We start from the raw sequence: 23,743 nt of genomic DNA on the forward strand, positions 1-23,743 counted from the left end.
GACTCACGTTACGGCTGTTCGCGGGGGAGAGCGCTTCCCGCGTGGCCACCGTCACGCACCTCTTTGGCGGGCGAGTTAAAGTTGAGTGGAATACGCTCAAGTCTGTTGGGTTAGCTCGGGTGGGAATCCGATCCAGGGGAGCTCATGAACGCCGAACGTTTGACCACCAAGAGTCGCGACGTGATCACCGGTGCGGTCGCCGACGCCGCCCGCCGCGGACACGCCACCGTCGAACCGTGGCACATGCTGTTGTCACTGCTGGACACGGGTGATTCCGTGGCGCCCGCCCTGCTGCGCGCGGTCGGCGCCAATCCCGCGGACATCCGCCGGGCCGCGGCCCGGGCCGTCGAGCAACTGCCCTCCGCGCGCGGCGCCAGCACCGCCGAGCCGAGCCTGACCCGTGAATTCGTCAACGCGATCGGTGAGGCCGAGCTGATCGCCCAGCCGCTCGGCGACGAGTACGTCTCCACCGAGCACCTGCTGGCCGGCCTGGCCCGGGTCGGCGGCGCGGTGAGTCAGGCGCTCAAGGACGCCGGCGCGACCGAGGAGGCGCTGGTCGCCGCGTTCCCGCAGGTCCGGGGCGGTGAGCGCCGGGTCACCAACGCGAACCCGGAGCAGACCTACAAGTCGCTGGAGAAGTACAGCGTCGACCTCACCGCGCTGGCCCGGGACGGCAAGATCGACCCGGTGATCGGGCGGGACGCCGAGATTCGCCGCGTGGTGCAGGTGCTCTCCCGGCGTACCAAGAACAACCCGGTGCTGATCGGTGAGCCCGGCGTCGGCAAGACCGCGATCGTCGAGGGCCTGGCCCAGCGGATCGTGGCCGGCGACGTGCCCGAGACGCTGCGGGACAAGAAGCTGGTCTCGCTCGACCTCGGTGCGATGGTGGCCGGCGCGCAGTACCGCGGTCAGTTCGAGGAGCGGCTCAAGAGCGTGCTGGAGGAGATCCGCGGCTCCAACGGCCAGGTGGTGACGTTCCTCGACGAGCTGCACACGGTGGTCGGTGCCGGCAAGGGCGAGGGCTCGATGGACGCCGGCAACATGCTCAAGCCGATGCTGGCCCGCGGTGAGCTGCGGATGGTCGGCGCCACCACGCTGGACGAGTACCGCGAGCACATCGAGAAGGACCCGGCCCTGGAGCGCCGGTTCCAGCCGGTCGTGGTCGGTGAGCCGACCGTCGAGGACACCATCGGCATCCTCCGCGGGCTCAAGGGGCGGTACGAAGCGCATCACCGGGTGCAGATCACCGACGGCGCGCTGGTCGCCGCGGCCTCGCTCTCCGACCGCTACATCAGCGACCGCTTCCTGCCGGACAAGGCGATCGACCTGATCGACGAGGCCGCGTCCCGGCTGCGCATGGAGATCGACTCCCGCCCGGTCGAGCTGGACCAGCTGCAGCGGCAGGTGGACCGGATGCGGGTGGAGAAGCTGGCCCTGGAGAAGGAGACCGACCCGGCCTCCCGCGACCGCCTGGCCCGCCTCGACCGCGACCTCGCCGACCGCGAGGAGCAGCTCACCGCGCTGAACGCGCGCTGGGAGCGGGAGCGCGGCGGTCTGAACCGGGTCGGCGAGCTGAAGAAGCGGCTCGACGAGGTGAAGGCCGACCTGGAGCGGGCGCAGCGGGACGCGGAATGGGAGAAGGCCTCCCGCCTGCAGTATCAGGAGATCCCGGCGCTGGAGCGGGAGCTGGCCGGCGCTGCCGAGGAGCCCGAGGACGAGAAGGCCGAGCCTCCGATGGTCAAGGAGGAGGTCGGCGCCGACGACATCGCCGAGGTCGTCTCCTCGTGGACCGGCATCCCGGCCGGCCGGATGATGGAGGGCGAGACCGCCAAGCTGCTCCGGATGGAGGAGACGCTCCAGGCCAAGGTGATCGGCCAGAGCGAGGCGGTGGCCGCGGTCTCCGGTGCGGTCCGCCGGGCCCGGGCCGGTATCGCCGACCCGGACCGCCCCACCGGCAGCTTCCTCTTCCTCGGCCCGACCGGCGTCGGCAAGACCGAGCTGGCCAAGGCCCTCGCGGGGTTCCTCTTCGACGACGAGCGGGCGATGATCCGCATCGACATGAGCGAGTACGGCGAGAAGCACTCGGTGGCCCGCCTGGTCGGCGCCCCGCCCGGCTACGTCGGGTACGAGGAGGGCGGCCAGCTCACCGAGGCGGTGCGTCGCCGGCCGTACAGCGTGGTGCTGCTGGACGAGGTGGAGAAGGCGCACCCGGACGTCTTCGACCTGCTGCTCCAGGTGCTCGACGACGGGCGGCTCACCGACGGCCAGGGCCGTACGGTCGACTTCCGCAACGCCATCCTGGTGCTCACCTCGAACCTCGGCTCCACCTCGGGCGACTTCACGATGACCGAGGAGGAGCGCCACGACGAGGTGCTCGCCGCGGTCCGCGCGCACTTCAAGCCGGAGTTCCTGAACCGGTTGGACGACATCGTGGTCTTCCACGCGCTGACGAAGGAGGACCTCACCGCGATCGTCGACATCCAGCTGGCCCGGCTGCGCGACCGGCTCGCCGAGCGCCGCCTGCTCCTGCGGGTGACCCGCCCGGCGATCGACTGGCTCGGCGAGCACGGGTACGACCCGATCTACGGTGCCCGGCCGCTGCGCCGGCTGGTCCAGGCCACCATCGGCGACCTGCTCGCCAAGGCGTTGCTCGCCGGTGAGGTGCAGGACGGCGACACCGTGGTGGTCGACCTCGCCGCGGCGAAGGACGGGCTGACGGTCCAGCGCGGCTGACCGGGTCGGGAACGGCGAAAGGCCCCGGGAGAGATCCCGGGGCCTTTTCGAATGCTCAGACGCCGGTTTCCCGATGTCGGTATGCGTGGGTCATCAGAACGTCCGTGATGGCGTGCTCGCCGTCCGCGGACCAGATCCTGATCCCGTCCCGATGGAGTTGATAGCGGACGTCTTTGAACCGCGTCCGGCTGTCGTCATGGTGAACGACGGTCAGGGTGTCGGCGTGGGGCATGGGACTCACCGGTCCTTGTCAGGTCTGGGGCGGCCGCGGTGTGGTCACGCGGCCGGCGCAATCGGAAGGTCGCCCGGCTGCGGTCTGCCTCGGCCCCGGCGATCAGTGAGCGGGGCGGGCGACTCGTGCGGGCAGGGGGCGTCGCTGGAGGTCTCTGCTGCCAGAGGGACGCCACGCCATGGAATTCTAAGTGCCGGCCTCCGGGTGTGTCGCCCCTCGAACGAGCGAGTCGCCCCATGCTGCCACGGGACTGCGGAGCGTGGTGGCCGGTCGAGCGGGATGGTGCGCAGCCGATAGCGTTAGACGATCTCAAGGAGGGCGAAGTGACCGTTCCCACATATCCGGCCGCGTACCCGGTGCAGCCCCCGCCACCGGGCCGGCCGACCGTCGTGACGATCTCGACGTACCTGCTCTTCGGCGTCGCCGTCATCCAGATCGTCAGCGCGATCATCACGTTCATCTCGATCAGCCGGGCGGCCGACGTCTATACGGACTCCTACCAGGAGACCAGCCGCGGCGAGATCCTCGGCTACGGTGTCGGCGTCCTGGTCTTCTACGGCATCGTGGCGGCCGGGCTGGTCGCGGTGGGCTTCTTCAACCTCCGCGGCAAGCAGGCCTCCAGGGTCCTCACCTGGATCCTCTCCGGGCTGATGGTCTGCTGCGGCTCGGTCATCCAGTACGCGGCGCTGGCCGTGGTCACCGCGCTGGCCGCGATCGCGGAGAGCAGCGTGACCGGCACGGTGCCGACCGAGGAGGAGCTGAACGCGCAGCTCTCCGGGGTGATGCCGACCTGGTACCAGGAGCTCGGGCTGGGGCTCGGGTCGGTGACGTTCCTGGCGCTGATCGCGGTGATCGTGCTGCTTGCGGTGCCGCAGTCGAACGCGTTCTTCCGTGGTCAGGCCGCGGGCGGCTGGGGGCCGTACGGTCCGGGCTACCCCACATATCCGCATTATCCGGCGTACGGCCAGCAGGGTTATGGCCAACCGGGCTACGGCCAGCCGGGGTATCCGCCGGGTCAGCCCGGCCAGCCGGGCGCTCCGGCTTACGGCCAGCCGGGGACTCCGGCTTACGGGCAGTCGGGCGTTCCGGATTACGGACAGCCGGGCACGCCCGCTTACGGGTCACCGGGGCAGCCGGGTGCGCCCGGTTATGGGCAGCCGGCCACCCCCGGCTACGGCGAGCCGGGTCAGCCGGCGCCGGGGCTGCCGCCGTACCCGGGTCAGGCGTACCCCCAGCAACCGGAGAGCCCCACCCCGCCGCCGGCCTGGTCCCCGCCGCCGGCCCCGGAGAACCCGCCCGCCCCGCCGGCCGACCCCTGGCAGGCGCCCCCGCCGCCGTCCTCTCCCGAGGGGGGCGACCAGCCGAAGTCCTGATCCACCCGGTCGGACCATCCCCGGGTGTCGGCGCGCGATAGGTTCTCCCCAGCCGAACTCCGCGGGAGCCATCGATGTCGTACGCCGTCGCCCAGCCGTCGCCGCCCGTCGCCACCCGGCCCCCGGCCGTGAGCGCCACCTCCGGGCTCCTCTGGGGCATGGGCGCGGCGGGCCTCTGTTACGCCATCGCCGCCGTCGCGGTCGCACCCGGCACGGTCAGCCGGTTCCGCGCCGCGGCGATCGGCGACACCGCGGAGAACTTCGTCTCCGTGGTCTGGCTGGACGCCGCCCTCGCCGCGGTGGTCGCGATCCTGGCCTTCGCTCTGCTGGTGGTGCTCGGCGTGGGCGTCCGGCGGGGCAGTGGCGTGGCCCGGATCGCCACGCTGGTGGTCTGTGCGTTCGGCACGTTCGCCGGCCTGGGGTCGCTCGGCGTGATCGCCCTCCAGCGCTCGGGTGATCCGTCGCCCGGCTCGGTCGGCGAGGTCCTGGGTGCCTCCTACCCCGAGGGCTGGATCGGTGTGACGGTTATCGCATCGGTGGCCCAGGTGGCCGGCTATCTGCTCGCCGGGGCCCTTCTGCTGGCCGCACCGCGAGTCTTCTTCGGGATATCCCCCGCAGTGCCCGGCGCGCCGTATCACCCGTCCGGGTCGAGCTTGGGGGTCTCTCTCCCCTTCTCTGCGGGGTACGCCCCGCCCGCCCAGCCCGGCGCGTCGCCGTACGCGCACCCGGGTTTTCCGCCGTCGCGTGTACCGCCGTCGGGGGACATGTCGGGCTATCAGCCGCCCGCCCCTTTCCTGCCGTCTGCCGGATACCCGTCCATCGGTGGGGTTAGTCAGCCTCCGGTTCCGGGTACTTCGACGCCCACCACTGCCCCGCAGGGCTCCGAATCATCCACCGTCGATCGCCCCACCCACGGGTCCGACGACGACTATTGGCGCCGCCCCTCCGAGTGACCATCTCGGTGCCCGCCTAGATCCGGTTCCGTATCGACGACGGTGGGTCACTCGAATGGGTACAGACGGTTTCCTCGGGCGTCACTCGATCGGCTGTCCGGATAGCACTAGATCGGCCAGACGGTGCGTGTTTTCCGCTGGACGGACAAAGGTGATTTTGGGGGTTCACAGCACCTTCACAGCGCAGCTACCAGGTCATCTTGAGGGCCGCGCGGGTACGGTGCAGACGTAAGCCGCTTTGAGCTGCGTCTATGGTCGTGCGAAAGGTTCAGATCAGTTGGTCGATCAGTAAACCTTGTTTACAGAGGCTGGCGGGGTCGTGGGTCAATAGTTCCGTTCCGCCCCGGCGGGGCGAAAGATTCCGGTTTCCTTCCAGCCAGTACGCTCGATGTCATGAAGAGCACGGCACGACCTGGGTAAATTCATCACTGAATTGCCCGTCGCACAGCGTGGCGTCGTGCTTTCATCGGGTCGTGAGGCGCGTAGCGATCCGGTGATCACGCAGCGCGGCGTGATGGACTTGACGCGTTCCGTGTCGGGTCATCGATGGGATCGGTATTCCGATTCAATCGATGAATTGACAATGTGGGTTGGCTCACTCCGGAGACGGGGACCGAGAGCCCGACACGGATGGGTAGCGACCAGATGGCGGCTGAGGCGTTGCAGGAGGCAGAGACCGAAGTCGGTGTCGCGGTGAAGGTGGACCGGAGGGGTGTGGTGGCGCGAGGTGCCGGCACTGCCCGGTGGTCGACCGACACGGCGATCGATGTCGGCCTTACGGCCTGAAAGTTAGCCGGTTCGTTCCTGCGAACATGCAGGAGAATCGATGCAGTTGGGTGGAAGGATGGAGATCGTGGGAACTGCGTTGGCGGAAATGACGATGCCTCAGATCTCGCCGCTTGCCGGCGAGCCTATTGAACGCGCCGACGCCGAGCGCCTGGCGGGAGTGCTGAAGGCGCTCGCCGACCCGGCCCGGCTGCGGCTGCTGAGCCTTATCCAGTCCGCGACGGATGGTGAGGCCTGTGTCTGTGACCTGACGGCCCCGCTCGGGCTCTCGCAGCCGACGGTGAGTCACCACCTGCGGATTCTGACCGAGGCGGGTCTGCTGGAGCGGGAGAAGCGCGGCGTGTGGGCGTACTACCGCCTCGTGCCGACCGCTATCGCGACGATTGCGGACCTGCTGACGCCGCCCCGCAAGCGGGCGACCAAGAAGGCGCGCTGACCGTTGGGAACTGCCTGGCGTCACCGGACCATGGGGGCGTGACGCCAGGCCGAGGACCTCTTCAACAAGCCACCCCTGGCCTATTCGAGGAGGAACGGTGAACTACGTCCCCGGTGACCTGCGTGATCAGCTCGCACACGTGGGTTACGACGTGGTCCAGGCCGGTCTCGTCTGCGGATCGGGCGGAAACCTCTCCGCTCGCATCCCCGACGAGGACGCGATCTGGGTCACCGCGAGCGGGTCCTGGCTCGACCGGCTCAGCCGGAACACCTTCGTGCCGGTCCGTGTCTCGGACGGTGCGCCGGCGACGGTGGGCACGATGCCACCGCCGCGGATCGCACCGACCAGCGAGCTCGCGTTGCACCTCGCGCTCTACCGGGCGCGGCCGGACGTCAACGCGGTGGTCCACCTGCACCCCCAGACAGCGCTGCTGCTGGACGCGCTCGGCGAGCACGTCCGGATCGTCACCTCCGACCACGCCTACTACCTCCGGCGTGTGTCCACGGTGCCGTTCCGGTTGCCGGGCAGCACCGAGCTGGCCGCGCTCACCGCGGCGATGGCCGCGGACGGCACCGACTGTCTGGTGCTCAGCCACCACGGTTGCGTGGTGATGGGCGACTCCGTTGAGCTGGCTCACCAACGGGCCCGCAATCTGGAGGAGGCGGCGTCGCTCACCTACCGAGCGCTCACCGCCGGCCGGCTGGAGAACCTCCGGGACTGCCCGGACGAGTTCCTGGACCGGCTCTCCGGTTCCGCGGCCGTCGCCGTCTGAAGAACACCCCTCACGTTCCAGCCGGTCGCGCCCAGCGAGCCGGCTGGACTCGTTCGGGGGACTTTTGCCAACCACCCGGAAGCCTGGAAAAACGGCGGCCGGCCCTGGAGATCCAGGGCCGGCCGGGGTTGTTCGTGGCGCGATCTGTGCCTTCGAGACGGGGTGGTTCAGGCGCGGTGCGACCGCGGCCGGCGGGGCTCGTCGTCCTCGTCGTCGTGGATCGCCTCGGCGAGACCGGCGACGCTGGCCGCCGCGACCACGCCGACCGCCGCGGAGGCCTGCGGCCCGTGCGCGGTGCCGTTCTTCTTCGCCTTCCGTTCGCGGATCATCTCGATGAAGATCGGCAGCGCCGAGATCAGCACGATGATCACCACGACCGGCAGGATGTAGTGGTCGATCTTGTCGCCGATGGTGTCGTAGATCTTCTGCGCCAGCAGGTAACCGACCAGCAGCACGCCGTCGGTCCAGAGGACGGCGCCGACCACGTTCCAGAGCAGGAACTGGCGGGCGGACATGCCCAGGGTGCCGGCGACCGGGTTCAGGAACGTCCGGACGATCGGGATGAAGCGCGCCAGCACCACGGCCTTCGCCGGGCCGAACTTCTGGAAGTAGTACTCGGCCTTCTCCACGTGCTCCCTTTTGAAGAGCTTGGAGTCGGGGCGCTCGAACATCCGGGTGCCGTACTTGGCGCCGAGCCAGTGGCCGAACTGGGCGCCGGCGATCGCGCAGAGCGGCGCGCCGATCAGCAGCCCGGCCAGCGAGATCCTGGTGCCGTCGCCGAAGAGGGCGTCGGCCACCGGGGAGGCCGCGATGCCCGCGAGGAAGAGCAGCGAGTCGCCGGGGAATAAGAAGCCGACCAGCAGGCCGGTCTCCGCGAAGAGGATGGCCCAGACTCCGTAGAGGCCGAAGGTGTGGAGCAGGTCCTTCGGATCCATCGGATTCAGGGCGAGCTGCTCGGTGAGCGCACGGATGTCCACGACAAGCCAGGGTACCGGCCCGCGAGCAGCGGCCTCCTGTACGACTGCTGTAGATGCGTTGTGCGTCCGGACAGGAGATCCGCGGGGTTCGGCAACCGAGGTCACCGAACCCCGCGGCGTTTCAGAGGCGCGGGTCGACCGGTTCCGACTCCGCCGCCAGGATGGCGAAGACGAGCTCGTGCACCCGCCAGGCCGGCGCGCCCTCGGCCAGCCGGTCCAGCGCGGCCAGGCCCAGCCCGTGCTCGCGCAGCGCCAGGCTCCGCTTGCGGCCCAGGTTGCGCTGCCGCAGCCGGTCCAGCTGCTCCGGACGGGTGTACTCCGGTCCGTAGATGATCCGCAGGTACTCCCGGCCACGGCACTTCACGCCCGGCTGCACGAGCCGTCCGCGAGCGTCGGTCACGCCGAGGCCGGCGTGCGGCTTCACCACCATGCCCTCGCCGCCCGCGCTGGTCAGATCCAGCCACCATGCGGTGGCCTCGGCCTCCGAGACCGGGTCGCTCAGGTCGACGATCTTGCGCCGGGTGGTCGTGAACAGCTCCGGGTCGGCGGCGGCCAGGCGGTCCGCGATCGCCAGGTGCCAGTCATGGTCCTTCCTCATGTACGACACGTCGGCCCCGGCCAGCAGCGCAAAAGGTGCCAGAGTGACTCCGGCGAGACCCTCCGTGGGGCGCACGTAGGAGAGGTAGGCCGACGTGTACCCGGCGATCTCCGCGGACCGCAGCTCGACCCGTTCCCGGAGTCCGGCCACGTCCAGCCCGCGCGCCGCCACCCGGGCGAGCACGTCCCGGGCCACCGGCAGCGCGGCCCGCCCGGCGGCGCCCACACTCGCGTAGTGGTCGCGGATCAGGCCGCCCGCCTTGGCCGACCAGGGCAGCAGCTCGGCGTCGAAGAGCAGCCACCCGGTGCCCAGCTCGGCGAAGAGCGGCCGGGCGGCCTCGCGGACCCGGTCGAGCAGCGGTCCGGCGAGCTCCGGGCCGAAGAACGGCCGGCCGGTCCGGGTCCAGAGCGCGTCGCCCTCGCCGGACGCCGAGACCCGCACCACGGCCCGGGAGCCCATGTGCTTCTCCTCGCAGACCACCCGGTCCACCCCGGCGGCCCGCAGGTCGGCGAAGGCGGAGGAGGGGTGCTCCAGGAAGCCCTCCACGGTCGAGCTGGTGCACGGCGCCATGGTCGGCGGCAGCCAGATCAGCGTGTCGGGGTCCAGCGCGAAGCGGCCCATCACCTCGAGCGCCGCGGCGGCGTTCTCGGCGGGGACGGTGACCTGGCCGTACCCGAAATCAAGGTGTCTGCGCCCGGTCACGTCGCGGATGTCCAGGCCCTGATCGGGCCGGGACTCGGCGGTGATCAGGGGCCGGACCGGCGCGTAGTACTCCTTCGCGGCCGGGGTGGCGACCAGCTCGCGCTCCGGCCAGCGGAGCGAGGTGAGCGCGCCGCCGAAGACGCAGCCGGTGTCCAGGCAGATGGTGTTGTTCAGCCACTCCGCCTTCGGGGTGGGCACATGGCCGTAGACGACCGCGGCGGAACCCCGGTAGTCCTGCGCCCACGGGTAGCGGACCGGCAGGCCGTACTCGTCGGTCTCCCCGGTCGTCTCGCCGTAGAGCGCGAAGCTGCGCACCCGCCCGGACGCGCGCCCCTGGTACGCCTCCTTCAGCCCGGCGTGCGCGACCACCAGCCTGCCGTCGTCCAGCACGTAGTGGCTGACCAGGCCCTCGATGAACGTCCGGACCTCGCGGACGAACTCCTCGGGCTCGGCCGCCAGCTGCTCCAGGGTCTCCGGCAGGCCGTGGGTGAGCTGGACGTTGCGCCCGTTCAGCTTCCGCGCCAGCTTCTGCTCGTGGTTACCCGGTACGCAGATCGCGTGCCCGGCCGCGACCATGCCCATCACCAGGCGCAGCACGCCCGGCGAGTCCGGACCACGGTCGACCAGGTCGCCGACGAAGACGGCGGTGCGCCCCTCCGGGTGCAGCGCGTCCACCGGACGGCCCGCCTCGTCGCGGACCAGGGTCCAGCCCAGCTTCTCCAGCAGCGTCTCCAGCTCGGCACGGCAGCCGTGCACGTCGCCGACGATGTCGAACGGGCCGTGCTCGTCCCGCCGATCGTTGAAGAGCTTCTCGTAGCGGATCTCCGCGGCCTCGATCTCCTCGACGCCGCGCAGCACGTGCACCTTGCGGAAGCCCTCGCGAGCCAGCTGGCCCAGCGTGCGGCGCAGATCCCGGTGCATCCGGGTGATCACCTGACGGCCGAAGGTCCGGTCCGGGCGCGCCTGCGTACGCTCCCAGGCCAGCGTCTCGGGCACGTCGAGCACCACGGCGACCGGCAGCACGTCGTGCTCCCGGGCCACCGTGATCAGCCCGGCCCGGGCGTGCGACTGCAGGTTGGTGGCGTCGATCACGGTGAGGCGGCCGGCGGCGAGGCGCTTGCCGGCCACGTAGTGCAGCACCTCGAAGGCGTCGCCCGACGCGGACTGGTCGTTCTCGTCGTCGGCGACCAGGCCCCGGAAGAAGTCCGAGGAGAGCACCTGGGTGGGCTTCCAGTGCTTCCGGGCGAAGGTGGACTTGCCGGATCCGGAGATGCCGACCAGCGCGACCAGGCTGAGCTCAGGGATGTCGATCACTTTTCAGATCTTTCGGAAGAGGGCGAGCTGGGTCGGGGAGCCGGTCGTCTCGTCGGGTTCGCCGACGCCGCGGACGGTGACCGTGTAGTCGTAGCGCTCGGCCACGGCGGCCGCCCACGCGGTGAACTCGGCGCGGGTCCACTCGAAGCGGTGGTCCGAGTGACGCATCCCGGTCAGGCCCTCGTAGTGCACGTTGTACTCGACGTTCGGCGTGGTCACCACGACCGCGGAGGGCTGGGCGTACCCGAAGACGCTCGCCTCCAGGGCCGGCAGCCGCGGCAGGTCGACGTGCTCGATCACCTCCATCAGCACCGCCGCGTCGAAGCCGCGCAGCCGGTCGTCGCGGTACGTCAGCGCGGTCTGGATCAGCCGGATCCGGTCTCGCTGTCGCTGCGGCATCCGGTCCAGCCGCAGTTTGCGGGCGGCGATGTCGAGCGCGTGGGACGAGACGTCGGCCCCGACGATCTCGGTGAACCGGCCCTCCTTCAGCAGCGCGGTCAGCAGGGCTCCACCACCGCAGCCCAGGTCGAGCACCCGGGACGCGCCGGCCTCGGCCAGCGCGGCGAGCACCGCGTCCCGGCGCTGCCCGGCGAGCGGCGCCTTGCGGGCCACCGGCAGCTCGGCCTCCTCCTCGGTGGGCGCCGGCAGATCCGCCTCCAGCAACTCCAGCGCGGTGGTCGCCAGCGACTTGCGGTGTGCCAGGTAGCGGCGGGCGATCAGCACCTTCTCCGGGTGCCCGGCGAGCCAGCCGGCCCCGGAGCGGAGCAGTTTCTCGATCTCGTCCGGGGCGACCCAGTAGTGCTTGCCGTCGTCCAGCACCGGGAGCAGCACGTAGAGGTGGTTGAGCGCGTCGGCCAGCCGCAGCTCGCCGGTGAGGTGGAGATCGACGTACCGGCTGTCGCCGCCGAGCGCCGGGTCGAGCGGGATCGGGGTGGCCGCGACCTGCCAGCCGAGCGGTCCGAAGAGGCGGGTGACCAGGTCGGGGGTGCCGCGCAGCACCGGTACGTGGATCTCCAGCGGGATCGCCGTCCCGGCCAGCTCCGGGCGGTCCCTGGAGGCGCCGCGCAGGGCGGTCCGGAACACCTTGGCGAGGGCGCTGGCGAGCAGGCTGGAGGCGGCGTACGGCCGGTCGTTGACGTACTGGCCCAGCTCGAAGGCGTCGGACCGGGCGCGGAGCCGCTGCGGATCCACGTCCAGCAGCAGCGCGGCGGTGCACCGGTCGTCGTCGGCCTGTGGATACATGACGTACGCCGTACCGGTGGGCATGTCGAACGAGTGGACCTTGCCGGGGTGTTTGACCAGCAGGTATCCAAGATCGGTCGCGGGCCGGTGGGTGGTCGTCATGGTGAGTAGCACGCGTCGATCGTCTCAGCGTGTGTCATCTCGGGCGATCGAATTGTGGCCGCGAATGGATTTCTTGCCCGGGGCCGCAATGATTCACGGGTCCGATCCCGTCGTAGGAGCGGAGGTGCTCGTGACCTACGAGGAATTCGCCGACAGCCGGCTCAGCGCGCTGCTGCGCTATGCCGTCATGCTGACCGGTGACGCCGACAGCGCCCAGGACCTGGTGCAGGAGACCATGGTCCGGGTCCAGCTGAACTGGCGCCGGGTCGCGCAGAGCGACGCGCCGGACGGCTACGTGCGCCGGATCCTCACCAACCAGTTCATCGAGATGCGGCGGACGTCCTGGTGGCGGCGGGTGCTGCTGCGGGCCGACCCCGATCCGGTGATCGCGGGCCCCTCCGACCACGCCCAGGAGAACGCCGAGCGGGACCGCGTCTGGAGCCTGCTCGCGAGTCTGCCGCGCCGCCAGCGTGCGGCCCTCGTCCTGCGTTACTACGAGGACCTCCCCGACCAGGAGATCGCCGACGTGCTCGGCTGCGCGGTCGGCACGGTCCGCTCGTCCATCTCGCGAGGCCTCGACGCGCTTCGCGCCGAGTTGGTGGAGTCCCGATGAGAAGTACCGACGACGACCGAGCCGAGCAGGAGCTGCGGGCCGCCTTCGAACGGCACGAGGGGCTGGCCCCGGATGCGGGGCCGGTCCGGGAAAAGATCGATTTCGCCTGGCTACGGGCCAAGCGGCGGCGGGCCCGGTTGCGGGTCGCCGGTGCGGCCGTGGCCGTGCTGCTGGTGGGGGCCGCGCTGCCGGTCGTGATCGCCGGATGGCGACACGGGGGACAACCGGCGACGGCGGACCTCCTCCTCGGTACGGCCACGGCCGGGCCGGCCGCCGGCGGCCCGGTCGACCTGCTGGTCATCGGCGGCGCCGAGATCGATGCCGATGACCAGCGGGCCGACACCCTGATGCTGGTGCACGTCGCCGCCGGCGGGACCGGCGCGTGGATGGTGAGCCTGCCCCGCGAGGGTGAGGTCGACACTCCCGACAGGGGACCGACCACGCTCGGCGAGTCACTCCGCGTCGGCGGCCCCTCGATGACCCGTGACCTGGTCGAGGAGATCACCGGCGTCGACCTGGACGAGGTCGTCATGGTCGACTACGCCGTGATCGGCACCGCGGCGAAGGCCCTCGGCGGCGTCCGGGTCTGCCTCGGCCACGAGATTCCGGCCACGACCGGTGCCGAGGGCTTCCACAGCGGCTGCCAGCAGATCGACGCCACCGAGGTGACCGCGTTCCTGAAGTCCCGCCCCGGGGTGGCCGACGTCTCCTACGGCCGGGACCGGAACACGCAGGCCCTGGTCCGGGCGCTGCTGGCCAAGGTGCCGAGCGACGGCACCGGTGTCGACGGGGAGGCCCTGAAAGCCCTGGCGCTCGCCGCCGGCAAGGACATCGAGTTCACCGAGGGGGAGGGGGCGGCGCTGGTCACGAGCCTCCGGGCGACCGGTCTGCCGACGCTCACCGGCATCAGCGACCCCACGCCGGGCACCGATATCTACCCCGAGGTCAGCGAGGGCCTCTACGAGGCGATCCGGGACGACACCCTCGCCGGCTGGAGCAGCGCCCACCCGGATTACGTCCTCGATTGACCTCTGTCCGGCGCGTCCCCGGCGGGTTCGGTGATCCATCGGAGTGAGGTCCGGTTTGCACCGCACCGGACCGGGGGAAGCCGCACCATGAGAGGAAGGATGCGGCGACGTGAGAAGGGGGCCGAGGATGACACGCACGATGGATGACGTCGACCTGGAGACACCCGAGTTCGACGCGGCTGAGCAGGCGGTGACCGCGGCCCCGGGCTGGACGACCACCTCGCCCGACTGGCCCGACGAGGACGCGGGCGACCAGCCGTCCGGCCGCGAGCCGGACGACATCGAGGTCAGCGAGTGGGACGCGGAGGAGCAGCGCCGGGTCGTCGCCTGGGACGACGACTACCGCTGAGCGGAGGAGTGGCAGGTCGCGCCGCGTCACCGGCAGTCACGGACATTTACCCCTTACGTTCCCGGTGCCGGAATCGGCGCCCGGATTACGGGGCGATTTCAGCTACGTACGGCGACTGCGGAATACTTCCTGCTGGAGGACAGCGCGGTCCTGCCCTCTGCTTCCCGTTCCAAGAGCAAGGAGCGCACCGATGCCTATCGCTTCTCCCGAGGTCTACGCCGAGATGATCGATCGCGCCAAGGCTGGCGCGTTCGCGTACCCGGCGATCAACGTGACGTCCTCGCAGACCCTCAATGCGGCCCTGCAGGGCTTCGCCGAGGCCGGCAGCGACGGCATCGTCCAGATCTCCACCGGTGGTGCCGAGTACGCCTCCGGCCCGACGATCAAGAACATGATCACCGGCGCCGTCGCGCTGGCCGAGTACGCCACCGAGGTGGCCAAGCACTACCCGGTCAACATCGCGCTGCACACCGACCACTGCCCCAAGGACAAGCTGGACAAGTACGTCCGTCCGCTGATCGCGATCTCGCAGGAGCGGGTCAACAAGGGCCTGGCCCCGCTCTTCCAGTCGCACATGTGGGACGGCTCGGCCGTGCCGCTGGACGAGAACCTGCAGATCGCCGAGGAGCTGCTCGTCGCGTCCGCCGCCGCGAAGATCATCCTGGAGATCGAGGTCGGCGTCGTCGGTGGCGAGGAGGACGGCGTCTCCGCCGCGATCGACGACAAGCTGTACTCGACCGTCGAGGACGGCCTGGCCACCGCCGCCAAGCTGGGCCTGGGCGAGCGGGGTCGCTACCTGACCGCGCTGACCTTCGGCAACGTGCACGGCGTCTACAAGCCGGGCAACGTCAAGCTCCGCCCGGAGATCCTCAAGGAGATCCAGGAGGCGATCGGCGCGAAGTACGGCAAGGAGAAGCCGCTCGACCTGGTCTTCCACGGTGGTTCGGGCTCGCTGCTCTCCGAGATCCACGGCGCCCTGGACTACGGCGTGGTGAAGATGAACATCGACACCGACACGCAGTACGCGTTCACCCGCCCGGTCGTCGACCACGTCATGAAGAACTACGACGGCGTGCTGAAGATCGACGGCGAGGTCGGCAACAAGAAGGCGTACGACCCGCGCGCCTGGGGCAAGCTGGCCGAGAACGGTCTCGCCAAGCGCGTCGTCGAGGCCTGCGAGCACCTGCGCTCGACCGGCACGACGCTGGCGAAGTAAGACCCGCATCACCCTGACGGAGTAAGACGGCCGGTCCCCGTACGCGGGGATCGGCCGCTGTCGTCTTGCAGGGTTACGCACCGGCATGGGTACGATCGTTCGATCTTGATCCAAGGACGGTGGTCGTGCTCGCTATCGAGGGTTGGAAACCCGAGTGGCATCACGATGCCGAGGCCCTCGCCGCCACTCATCGACACATGTTCGTGCGGCTCATCGGGCGGAAACTGCGGTCAAGCTGGCTGATGTGGGATATGGCACAGCGCGGCTGGTTCGCCGACGGCCCGGTCATCCTCGACTTCGGACTCACCAAAGTGGAGGTTACCCACCGTAAGTTCGACGAGTGTGCGATCACCTGGGATCAGATCGACATGGCGAACCCGGTGGACTGGTACGAGCACTTCGACTGGCGGTCCGACCCGCACGCGGCGCTGCGCAGGGCCCGGGGCCGCCCGCTCCGTGCCGTCAACATCATCGAGCGGACCACCGCGGCGGACTGGCGTCCCCGGGTACTGCACGCGGTCGAGTTCCTCTTCGACGGCGCCCGGCTCGCGATCTTCAACGCGATGGACGAGAACGGGCTCACCGACGTACCGGAGAATGATCTTCCTGCTGCTCATTGGCGTCGTGTGCACGTGGCCTGAGCTGCCCGGACGTGCGGCCGTCAGTCGCCGCCCCCACCGCCCCCGGAGTCGCCCCCGCCGAAGTCGCCGCCCCCGCCGTCGCTCCAGGACGAGCCCGAGTCGTGGCTGTGATGACCGTGGTGATGGTGGTGGCCGGAGTCGTTCCACGAGGAGCCCGTGTCGGTGACGTAGGAATCGGTAGCGTGACGGCGGCCCCCGTGACGCTGTGCGGAGCGGCGACGAGCGCGAGTCGCCGCCGCCAGGATCACGAGAGCCACGATGACCAGGACGACGTATTCCATGTGCGCAGTGTGCGACACCCTGCCAAGGGCTACCCGTGCAACGCGATCATGGCCTCGTCGAGGGAGTCGGTGACCAGGATCAACCCGGACTGGTCGCCCTGCGGTGACCTGGCCAGTAGCGGTCCGAGCAGGTCGACCACCGGCAGCTTGGCCCAGTGCTCGACACCGAGGAAGACGAACGCCCCGGACGGCCCGTCGGTCCGGTAGAACGTCTTCGTCGCGGCCTGGAAGACCTCCTGAACCGTTCCGGCCCATCCCGGCGCGAAGACGATGCCGCCCCGGGAGAGCCGCAGGATGGTGTCCTCGCGGACCGCGTTCGAGAAGTACTTTCCGATCAGCCCGGCGAAGAGGTTGGCCGGCTCGTGCCCGTAGAGCCAGGTCGGCAGCGCCAGACCACCATGCTTCAGTTGCGCCGCCGGACCCGCTTCCGCCAGCGGATACTCCTCCCGTACGGCGAGAGCCGCCGCGGTGTACGGATCGTGATCCGCGAAGTGCGGCGCGGCCGCGAGCCGGTCGATCGCCGCGGAGAGCTCCGACCCGGGCCGGGACGCGAAGTACGCGCCGAGGTTGGCCGCCTCCATCACGCCCGGCCCGCCGCCGGTCACGATCAGTCGCCCGCTCGAGGCCAGGCGCTGGGCCAGCGTCGCCGCCATCCGGTACGCCCGCGACCCGCGTGGCTCCGCGTGCCCGCCCATGATCCCGACCGCGCCCGAGGTGCCGTGCTCCGCCGCCCAGGCCGCGAGCGCCTTGCCCAGCGCGTTGTCGATCCCGGCGTCGTGCAGTCGCTGTGCGATCGCCTCGCGGACGTCCGGAACCGCGCCACCCTGGTCGAGGAAGTGCTGGTAGACCAGGGTGTCGTACATCCCGGCGAAGCCGCCCTCGGTGAATCCTGTGGCGAGGTCCTCCGGGGTGTAGAGCAGGGCCGGATGTGTCGGATACGGCAGCGTGTGGAACGGCGGCACCACGTGCGCGCCCCGGCGGATCAGGTCGGTCTCCACCTCGGGCGCCGGAAACCGGCATCCGACGAAGAGTGTGCGACGCACGTCGACATCGGACAGATCGGGCGGCTCGTGATCCAATCGAAGACCGAGAACGATCAGATCGGCGAGACTCCGCCTGGCCAGGTGGACGTCGAGCTCGGCACGGGACTCGATCTCGAAGGCGGTGGCGTCGAACGGCGCGTCGCCGCCGAGCACGGGTTGCAGTGGGTCAGGCACATGTCCATATTGCGCTGGGGGCGCCAGGAGGCCACCGGAGCCTAAAGTAATCGCATGCGTGCTGCGTCGGGGTCGATGTTCGGGTTGGCGTACGGGGATGCGCTCGGCAAGCCCACCGAGTTCATGAGGTACCCGGAGATCGTGGCGCGGTACGGCCCCGGCGGACCACGGCGGCTGGTCGGTGAGCCGGCCCTGGTCACCGACGACACGCAGATGGCCCTGGCGGTCGGCGAGGCGCTGATCGAGGTGGGCGGCGACCACACCCCGGCGCGTCTCGAACCGGTGCTGCGCCGCCGCTTCCTGGAGTGGGCGGCCAGCCCGGAGAACGACCGAGCCCCCGGGATGACGTGTCTGCGGGCGATCGGCGCGCTCGCCGACGGCCGGCCCTGGATCTACGCCACGGTGGCGGACTCGAAGGGCTGCGGGGCGAACATGCGGGTCACCCCGGTGGGCCTGCTCCCCGGTCTGAGCGAGGAGCAGCGGGCCGGGATCGCCCAGTTGCAGGCCGGGCTCACCCACGGGCATCCGACCGGCCTGGCGGCCAGCGAGCTCACCGCGTGGGCGGTCCACCTGCTCCGTGCCGGCCTGCCCCCGGCCGACCTGCTGGCGGCCCTCCGGCAGCGCTGCGACGAGCAGCGCAAGGTCTACCGCGGCGACTGGCTCGGCGACCTCTGGCAGCGTCCGATGATCGACTCCCCGGAGGACTTCATCGCCCGTGGCTGGGACGAGTGCGCCGTCGCGCTCGACCGGGTTCGCGACGCGCTGACCGAGATCGATCACTCCGGCGACCCCTGTCTGCGCACCGGTGCCGGCTGGGTGGCCGAGGAGGCGCTGGCGACGGCGCTCTACTGCTACCTGATCTGCCCGGACGAGCCGGTCGTCGTGCTCGGCCGCGCGGCCGCCTCCTCCGGCGACAGCGACTCCATCGCCTGCCTGGCGGGCGCGTTCGCCGGGGCCTCCCTCGGCCTGGGCGCGTGGCCGGCCGAGTGGCAGACGCAGATCGAGTACGCCGACCGCCTGATGCGTCTCGGCACCTCCTGGGATTAACGGCGGCCCGGACGGGTTGAATGAGGGCATGCAGAACCTCCTTCCCGAGCCGCCGGCGACCCGACTCCCGGCCGACGCCGAAGCCGACCAGGCCCTCGCGGCCGCCGCGACCGCCGGCACCGACGAGGCGTTCAAGGCGGTGGCGGCCAAGTACCCGTCCTACAGTGCGGCGTGGGCTCCGCTGGCCGCCGGCGCGCTGGCCGCCGGTGAACCGGTGACCGCTTACGCCTATGCCCGTACGGGCTACCACCGCGGTCTGGACGCCCTGCGCCGCAACGGCTGGAAGGGCCACGGCCCGGTCCCGTGGGCGCACGAGGCGAACCGGGGCTTCCTCCGCTGCCTGCACGCCCTCTCCCAGGCCGCCGCGGCGATCGGCGAGGCGGACGAGGCGGCCCGCTGCGCCCAGTTCCTCCGCGACAGCGACCCCGCCGCCGCCGACGCCCTCTCCTGACGCTCTGCCCGGCGGCGGGCACTCCCCGTTCCCGCCGCCGTCTCGCCTGCCGCCGTCTCGCCTGCCGCCGTCGCGTCTCGCCTGGCTGCCTCGCCCCGCTGCCTCGCCCCGCTGCCTCGCCCCGCTGCCTCGCCCCGCTGCCTCGCCCCGCCGCCTCGCCCTGCGGCCCGGCCGTCCCGCGGCGGCCCCGCCCCGCCCCGCCGCCGCCCGGCCATGCCGTTGCCCCGCCTTGCGTGTGAAGTTCGGGCGCTCTCCGCCCTGCGATCTCACACCCCGTGCTCGTGCGTTGTCCGCGTGTGAAGTTGGGTGTGTTCCTTGAGTGATCTGCGGGACGGTCTCGGAGTGGACCGGTCCGGGCTCACGATCGACCGCGGCGCCGCCGGGTGTTCTCCGTGCGGTGGCTTCACACGGAGAGGGGTCAGAGTCCCTCGGCGACGGAGGCGGCGATCTTCAGCCAGGCGTGTTCGGTGGCGCTGGAGAGCTGGTTGTAGCGGAGCGGCTCACCCGAGTCGATCGGCTTCTCGTACGGGGCCAGCAGCACCGCGCGAGTCCGGGCCTGGAAGTGCCGCCGGATGCCGGGCAGGTCGATGTCCTTGCGGGTGGGTGGCATGGTCACCACGCTGACCGCCTCGCGGACCAGGCGCTGGCGGCCGCTCTGCTCCAGGTGGTCGAGCATCCGGGCGGCGGTCTCGGCCGAGTCGTTGCGGGCCGACATGGTGATCACCAGCTGGTCGGTGGCGTCGATGGCGGCCTGCCAGTTCGCCGCGCGGACGTTGTTGCCGGTGTCCACCACGATCAGCTTGTAGAAGCGGCTGACCACGTCCCGGATCTCGGCGAACGCCCCGGCGGTGAGCATCTCGCCGGCGGTGGCCGACTCGTCCGAGGCGAGTACGTCGAACATTCCCTCGCCCTGCGCCCGGACGTACTGGGAGAGATCGCCGACCCGGCCCTGTGCACCCTGGAAGAGCCGCAGATCGCGGAGCATGTCCCGGACCGTGTGCGTGTGGAAGTCCTGCTGGGCCCGCATCCCCAGCGTGCCCTGGGTCTCGTTGTTGTCCCAGGCCAGGACGTACCCGCCGCGCTTCTGTCCGAAAGTCATGGCGAGCAGCAGGACGCAGATGGTCTTGCCGGCGCCGCCCTTCGGGTTGACCACGGTCACCTGACGCAGCCCACCGAAGTTGCGGCGAACCGTGTCGACGTCCTGTTTGTACTCCATCTCCCGTTTGCCGGGGGATACCTTGATCAGGCCGAGGCTGCCCTTCCGCAGGGCACCCCGGGCGCCCATGGTGGCGGCCGGTGGAGGCGGCTTGACCATCCGGCGGCGGGCGAACTCGTCGGCCGTGGGCGTGCTCTCGGTCAGCGTTGTCAGATCGGCGAACGGGTCCGGCTCGCGGGGTGGTTGCGCCTGCAGGGACTCTTCCGGTACGGCCGGCGCCGGCGCGGATTCGGGCAGCTCGGGTGCGTCCGGAGTGAGCCGGGGCCAACTGGCCAGCTGCCGCGCGGGCCGGGGCCGCGAACCGGGCGCGAGCGGGTCCGGCTCCGACCGGGACGTGCCCGGCTCCGACCGGGACGTGCCCGGCTTCGACCGGGACGCGCCCGGCTCCGATCCGGGGGGAATCAGCGTGGGCGGGGGCGTCAGCGGCGGGAAAGTGGAGCGTGCGGTCGGGGAGGTGGGGGAAGCGGGCGGCGCGGCGAAGGGCGGCGACGGGGGTGTCGCGAACGGCAGGGAGAACGGTGGGGACGGCGGCAGGACCAGGGGCGCCGGCGACGAGGGTGCGACGGAGGAGGGGGCGGCGGCCGAGGGCCGGTAGATCGGCCCGGGATGCGGCTCCGGCTCGGCAGCCGGTGGTCGTGGGGCGGGACCGCCCGGCCGGTAGATCCCCGGATCGTGCGGCTCATCGGCCGGTGTGGCGTCCACGATGTGCGGCGGCGGAACCGGCTTGATCGCGTCGGTGTGCCCGTTCCCGCTCCCGTTCTCCGGTGAGGTCGAGAGCCGGGCGGGCGGCGAGGCCCAGGAGCTCCGCGAGTTCCGCTGCGCCGGCACCGCCGGAGGCTGCGCCGGCACCGCCGGAGGCTGCGTCGGCACCGCCGGAGGCTGCGCCGTCTCCCCTGGCGAAGACCGAACCGGGGATGGCTGGTCAGGGGAGGGCCGGGTGGGGGAGGGCTGAGCGGGAGCCGAGTGGGAGGGCGGTTCGGGAGCGGCGGAGGACGGCGGCCGCAACGGCTGAGCCCAGGGTGAGTTCGCGCTGGAGTGGCCGAGCGGCAGCGCGCTCTCCTCCGGCGTGGTCTGCTCGTCCTCGTCCGGCCAGAACGGCTCGACATCCCACGTCATGCTGTGCTGTTCGTCCTCCATTGATGGGATCCTCCCCGTCAGACGCCAAGCGTCCGTCAGGGAGGCATCAGCGTCAACCGGAGTAGACCGCCCAGGCGCCGGCCTCGGTCCACCAGGAGCGTTTGCGGCTGGTCGTCCCGGCCACCCCGTCGTCGAGGAACTGCAGCTCACCCTCGCGGGGCAGCACGGACACCGCCCGTCCGCGCGCCCGGCGCACCTCCACGCGTACCCGAACGCCCTTGAAACGCTGTTTGACGACGACCGGGACCGCCACCGCGACCTCCACCCGCCCGTCGGTCGGATCGCCGTCGGCGAGCAGCCGCAGGCCGTCGAACTCGGCATACCCGCCGCCGTTGCCGATCGCGCAGGCGAGCACCGGCTCCTCACCGTCGGTGAGCAGGGCGTCGTCCACCTCGACCCGGCCACGCCAGGGCACCGCGGCGCCGTTGTCGTCGGCGCCGCCGAGCAGCGCGCCGTCCAGGGTCACCGAGCCGCCGTCGTTGCGCAGCAGGTCGAGGCGGCGCACGTCACCGGCGAGCACCGCCTTCGCCACGTCGGTCGGCGTACGCGGCAACCCGAGCTGGGCGGCCAGGTCCTCGGTGTTGCCCTGGTCGAGCGGCAGGATGGCCAGCGGCGGGAGGTCCGGCACGGTACGGCTCCGGTCCAGGTCGTCCGGCCGCTTGCTGGGCGGTGGAGCGTACCGCCGGACCAGTCGGCGCACGACGGCGCGCAACTGACCGTCGGTGGCGCTCGCCACCACCAGCCGCAGGTCGTCCCGCGCGGCGGGCCAGGTCAGGCCGTCGGGCCGGGCCGGGCCGTCGAAGCGGGCCAGGACCGCGTCGATCTCCTGGTCCGAACCGGCCAACACGGTCTCCACCCGAGCACCGGCCTCGCGCAGTACGTCGGCGCAGGCCAGCACCGGGGTCCGAGGGGTGGCACAGACCGCGTTGCAGCCACCGCACCCGGAACCACACGAGTCACCGCCGGACCCCTCGGCCAGGCTGAGCAGGACGACCTCGACCATGGTCAGACCCCGCCGAGCACCGAGTGCCGCTCGATGACCGCCTCGCGGCCGGGGCCGACACCGACGATCGAGATGCGCGCGCCGATCCGCTGCTCGACGAAGTGGACGAAGTCCTGCGCCTGCTGCGGCAGCTCCTCGAACTTGCGGCAGCCGGAGATGTCCTGCTTCCAGCCGGGAAGCGTCTCGTAGATCGGCTTCGCGTGGTGGAAATCGGTCTGGTTGATCGGCATCTCCTCGTGGCGGACGCCGTTCACGTCGTACGCCACGCAGACCGGGATCTCGTCCAGGCCGTCGTAGTTGTCCAGCTTGGTCAGCGCGAAGTCGGTGACGCCGTTGATGCGCTGGGCGTACCGGCCGATGACCAGGTCGAGCCAGCCGATCCGGCGCGGGCGGCCGGTGGTGGTGCCGTACTCGTGGCCGACCTCGCGCAGGTAGTCGCCGTACTTGTCGTGCAGCTCGGTCGGGAACGGCCCCTCGCCGACCCGGGAGGTGAACGCCTTCAGCACCGCGACCACCCGGTCGATCCGGGTCGGCGGGATGCCGGAGCCGGTGCAGGCGCCGCCGGCGGTCGCGTTCGAGCTGGTCACGAAGGGGTAGGTGCCGTGGTCGACGTCGAGCAGGGTGGCCTGGCCGGCCTCGCAGAGCACGACCTTGTCCCGGTCCAGCGCCTGGGAGAGCTCCAGCGCGGTGTCCGCCACGTACGGCCGGAGCCGGTCGACGTAGGACAGCAGCTCCTGGACGACCTCCTCGCCCTTGACCGCGCTCCGGTTGTAGATCTTCGAGAGCACCTGGTTCTTGAAGGCCAGCGCCGCGGTGACCTTCTGCCGCAGGATCGACTCGTCGAAGAGGTCCTGGACCCGGATCCCGATCCGGTTCATCTTGTCGGCGTACGTCGGGCCGATGCCGCGCCCGGTGGTGCCGATCCGGCGTGCGCCGAGGAAGCGCTCGCTGACCTTGTCCATCGAGCGGTTGTACGCGGCGATGACGTGCGCGTTCGCGCTGATCCGCAGCCGGGAGGTGTCGATGCCGCGGGCCTCCAGGCCGTCGATCTCCTGGAAGAGCACGTTCAGGTCGACGACGACCCCGTTGCCGATCACCGGTACGACGTTCGGCGAGAGGATGCCGCTGGGCAGTAGGTGGAGTGCGTACTTCTCGCCGTCGATGACGACGGTGTGGCCCGCGTTGTTGCCACCGTTGAACTTGACCACGTAGTCGAGCCGGTCGCCCAGCAGGTCCGTGGCTTTGCCCTTGCCCTCGTCGCCCCACTGGGCGCCGACCAACACGATCACCGGCACTGGAGTGTTGCCTTTCCCGAGCGGGAGTT

General features: G+C 70.9%; 20 protein-coding genes. 12 read left to right on the forward strand and 8 right to left on the reverse strand.

Features of this window, described 5'->3' with window-relative positions; genetic code table 11:
• The first annotated feature begins 144 nt into the window (after positions 1-144).
• The 5 genes from clpB (at position 145) to AB0M08_RS02235 (ending at position 7,285) form a co-directional block, all read left to right on the forward strand.
• Positions 145-2,733 carry an ATP-dependent chaperone ClpB gene (clpB, locus tag AB0M08_RS02215; protein ID WP_364486940.1) on the forward strand — a complete coding sequence of 863 codons (2,589 nt, stop codon included), beginning with the start codon at positions 145-147 and terminating at the stop codon, positions 2,731-2,733.
• Positions 2,734-3,288: 555 nt separating this feature from the next.
• A complete protein-coding gene (locus AB0M08_RS02220) occupies positions 3,289-4,338 on the forward strand; it encodes a hypothetical protein (protein WP_364486943.1) in 1,050 nt (349 codons plus the stop codon).
• A 74-nt stretch (positions 4,339-4,412) separates the two neighbouring features.
• Entirely contained in the window at positions 4,413-5,291 is an 879-nt protein-coding gene (locus tag AB0M08_RS02225; RefSeq protein WP_364486946.1) for a hypothetical protein, read from the forward strand.
• Between the two features lie 844 nt (positions 5,292-6,135).
• On the forward strand, positions 6,136-6,513 hold the full coding sequence (locus AB0M08_RS02230) for a metalloregulator ArsR/SmtB family transcription factor (protein WP_014440216.1): 378 nt from the start codon (positions 6,136-6,138) through the stop codon (positions 6,511-6,513).
• A gap of 97 nt (positions 6,514-6,610) precedes the next feature.
• A complete protein-coding gene (locus AB0M08_RS02235; RefSeq protein WP_364486949.1) occupies positions 6,611-7,285 on the forward strand; it encodes a class II aldolase/adducin family protein in 675 nt (224 codons plus the stop codon).
• A 167-nt stretch (positions 7,286-7,452) separates the two neighbouring features.
• Here the strand turns inward: AB0M08_RS02235 and AB0M08_RS02240 are convergent, their stop codons facing one another.
• The 3 genes from AB0M08_RS02240 to AB0M08_RS02250 all read right to left on the reverse strand — a co-directional run bounded on the left by AB0M08_RS02240 (position 7,453) and on the right by AB0M08_RS02250 (position 12,232).
• Positions 7,453-8,220 carry a DedA family protein gene (locus AB0M08_RS02240; RefSeq protein ID WP_364487153.1) on the reverse strand — a complete coding sequence of 256 codons (768 nt, stop codon included), beginning with the start codon at positions 8,218-8,220 and terminating at the stop codon, positions 7,453-7,455.
• A 163-nt stretch (positions 8,221-8,383) separates the two neighbouring features.
• Positions 8,384-10,876 carry a polynucleotide kinase-phosphatase gene (locus AB0M08_RS02245; RefSeq protein ID WP_364486952.1) on the reverse strand — a complete coding sequence of 831 codons (2,493 nt, stop codon included), beginning with the start codon at positions 10,874-10,876 and terminating at the stop codon, positions 8,384-8,386.
• Between the two features lie 3 nt (positions 10,877-10,879).
• Complete coding sequence (locus AB0M08_RS02250) at positions 10,880-12,232, reverse strand: 3' terminal RNA ribose 2'-O-methyltransferase Hen1 (protein WP_364486955.1); 1,353 nt, start codon at positions 12,230-12,232, stop codon at positions 10,880-10,882.
• A gap of 118 nt (positions 12,233-12,350) precedes the next feature.
• On the opposite strand from AB0M08_RS02250, the gene AB0M08_RS02255 reads away from it, so the two are divergent.
• The 5 genes from AB0M08_RS02255 (at position 12,351) to AB0M08_RS02275 (ending at position 16,067) form a co-directional block, all read left to right on the forward strand.
• A complete protein-coding gene (locus tag AB0M08_RS02255; RefSeq protein WP_364486958.1) occupies positions 12,351-12,833 on the forward strand; it encodes a SigE family RNA polymerase sigma factor in 483 nt (160 codons plus the stop codon).
• Complete coding sequence (locus AB0M08_RS02260) at positions 12,830-13,861, forward strand: LCP family protein (RefSeq protein ID WP_364486961.1); 1,032 nt, start codon at positions 12,830-12,832, stop codon at positions 13,859-13,861. Before AB0M08_RS02255 ends, AB0M08_RS02260 begins: the two co-directional genes overlap by 4 nt.
• Positions 13,862-13,988: 127 nt before the next feature.
• Complete coding sequence (locus AB0M08_RS02265) at positions 13,989-14,210, forward strand: hypothetical protein (protein WP_364486964.1); 222 nt, start codon at positions 13,989-13,991, stop codon at positions 14,208-14,210.
• 190 nt (positions 14,211-14,400) lie between these two features.
• Positions 14,401-15,426 carry a class II fructose-bisphosphate aldolase gene (fbaA, locus tag AB0M08_RS02270; RefSeq protein ID WP_364486967.1) on the forward strand — a complete coding sequence of 342 codons (1,026 nt, stop codon included), beginning with the start codon at positions 14,401-14,403 and terminating at the stop codon, positions 15,424-15,426.
• A gap of 242 nt (positions 15,427-15,668) precedes the next feature.
• Positions 15,669-16,067: a hypothetical protein gene (locus AB0M08_RS02275; RefSeq protein ID WP_364486970.1), complete on the forward strand. Its 399-nt coding sequence runs from the start codon at positions 15,669-15,671 to the stop codon at positions 16,065-16,067.
• A gap of 20 nt (positions 16,068-16,087) precedes the next feature.
• Here AB0M08_RS02275 and AB0M08_RS02280 read toward each other — a convergent pair whose 3' ends face one another.
• Complete coding sequence (locus AB0M08_RS02280) at positions 16,088-16,348, reverse strand: hypothetical protein (protein ID WP_364486973.1); 261 nt, start codon at positions 16,346-16,348, stop codon at positions 16,088-16,090.
• Positions 16,349-16,377: 29 nt separating this feature from the next.
• On the reverse strand, positions 16,378-17,565 hold the full coding sequence (locus tag AB0M08_RS02285; protein WP_364486976.1) for a hypothetical protein: 1,188 nt from the start codon (positions 17,563-17,565) through the stop codon (positions 16,378-16,380).
• Between the two features lie 54 nt (positions 17,566-17,619).
• Here AB0M08_RS02285 and AB0M08_RS02290 point away from each other — a divergent pair, with 54 nt between their 5' ends.
• Entirely contained in the window at positions 17,620-18,612 is a 993-nt protein-coding gene (locus AB0M08_RS02290) for an ADP-ribosylglycohydrolase family protein (protein ID WP_364486979.1), read from the forward strand.
• A 28-nt stretch (positions 18,613-18,640) separates the two neighbouring features.
• Positions 18,641-19,063, forward strand: coding sequence for a DUF3151 domain-containing protein (locus AB0M08_RS02295; protein ID WP_364486982.1), 423 nt, complete (start codon positions 18,641-18,643; stop codon positions 19,061-19,063).
• Between the two features lie 418 nt (positions 19,064-19,481).
• On the opposite strand, the gene AB0M08_RS02300 is transcribed toward AB0M08_RS02295, so the two are convergent.
• Genes AB0M08_RS02300 through AB0M08_RS02310 form a run of 3 tightly spaced genes read right to left on the reverse strand, consistent with a single transcriptional unit; the run spans position 19,482 to position 23,714 of the window.
• Positions 19,482-21,416 (reverse strand): chromosome partitioning protein, encoded by a 1,935-nt coding sequence (locus AB0M08_RS02300; RefSeq protein WP_364486985.1) that lies wholly within the window; start codon positions 21,414-21,416, stop codon positions 19,482-19,484.
• 52 nt (positions 21,417-21,468) lie between these two features.
• Positions 21,469-22,419: a diacylglycerol kinase family protein gene (locus AB0M08_RS02305; RefSeq protein ID WP_364486988.1), complete on the reverse strand. Its 951-nt coding sequence runs from the start codon at positions 22,417-22,419 to the stop codon at positions 21,469-21,471.
• Between the two features lie 2 nt (positions 22,420-22,421).
• Positions 22,422-23,714: an adenylosuccinate synthase gene (locus AB0M08_RS02310; protein ID WP_364486991.1), complete on the reverse strand. Its 1,293-nt coding sequence runs from the start codon at positions 23,712-23,714 to the stop codon at positions 22,422-22,424.
• Between the last annotated feature and the right edge of the window lie 29 nt (positions 23,715-23,743).

Origin of the sequence: Actinoplanes sp. NPDC051851, from assembly GCF_040681165.1 — a bacterium.
Taxonomy (GTDB): domain Bacteria; phylum Actinomycetota; class Actinomycetes; order Mycobacteriales; family Micromonosporaceae; genus Actinoplanes.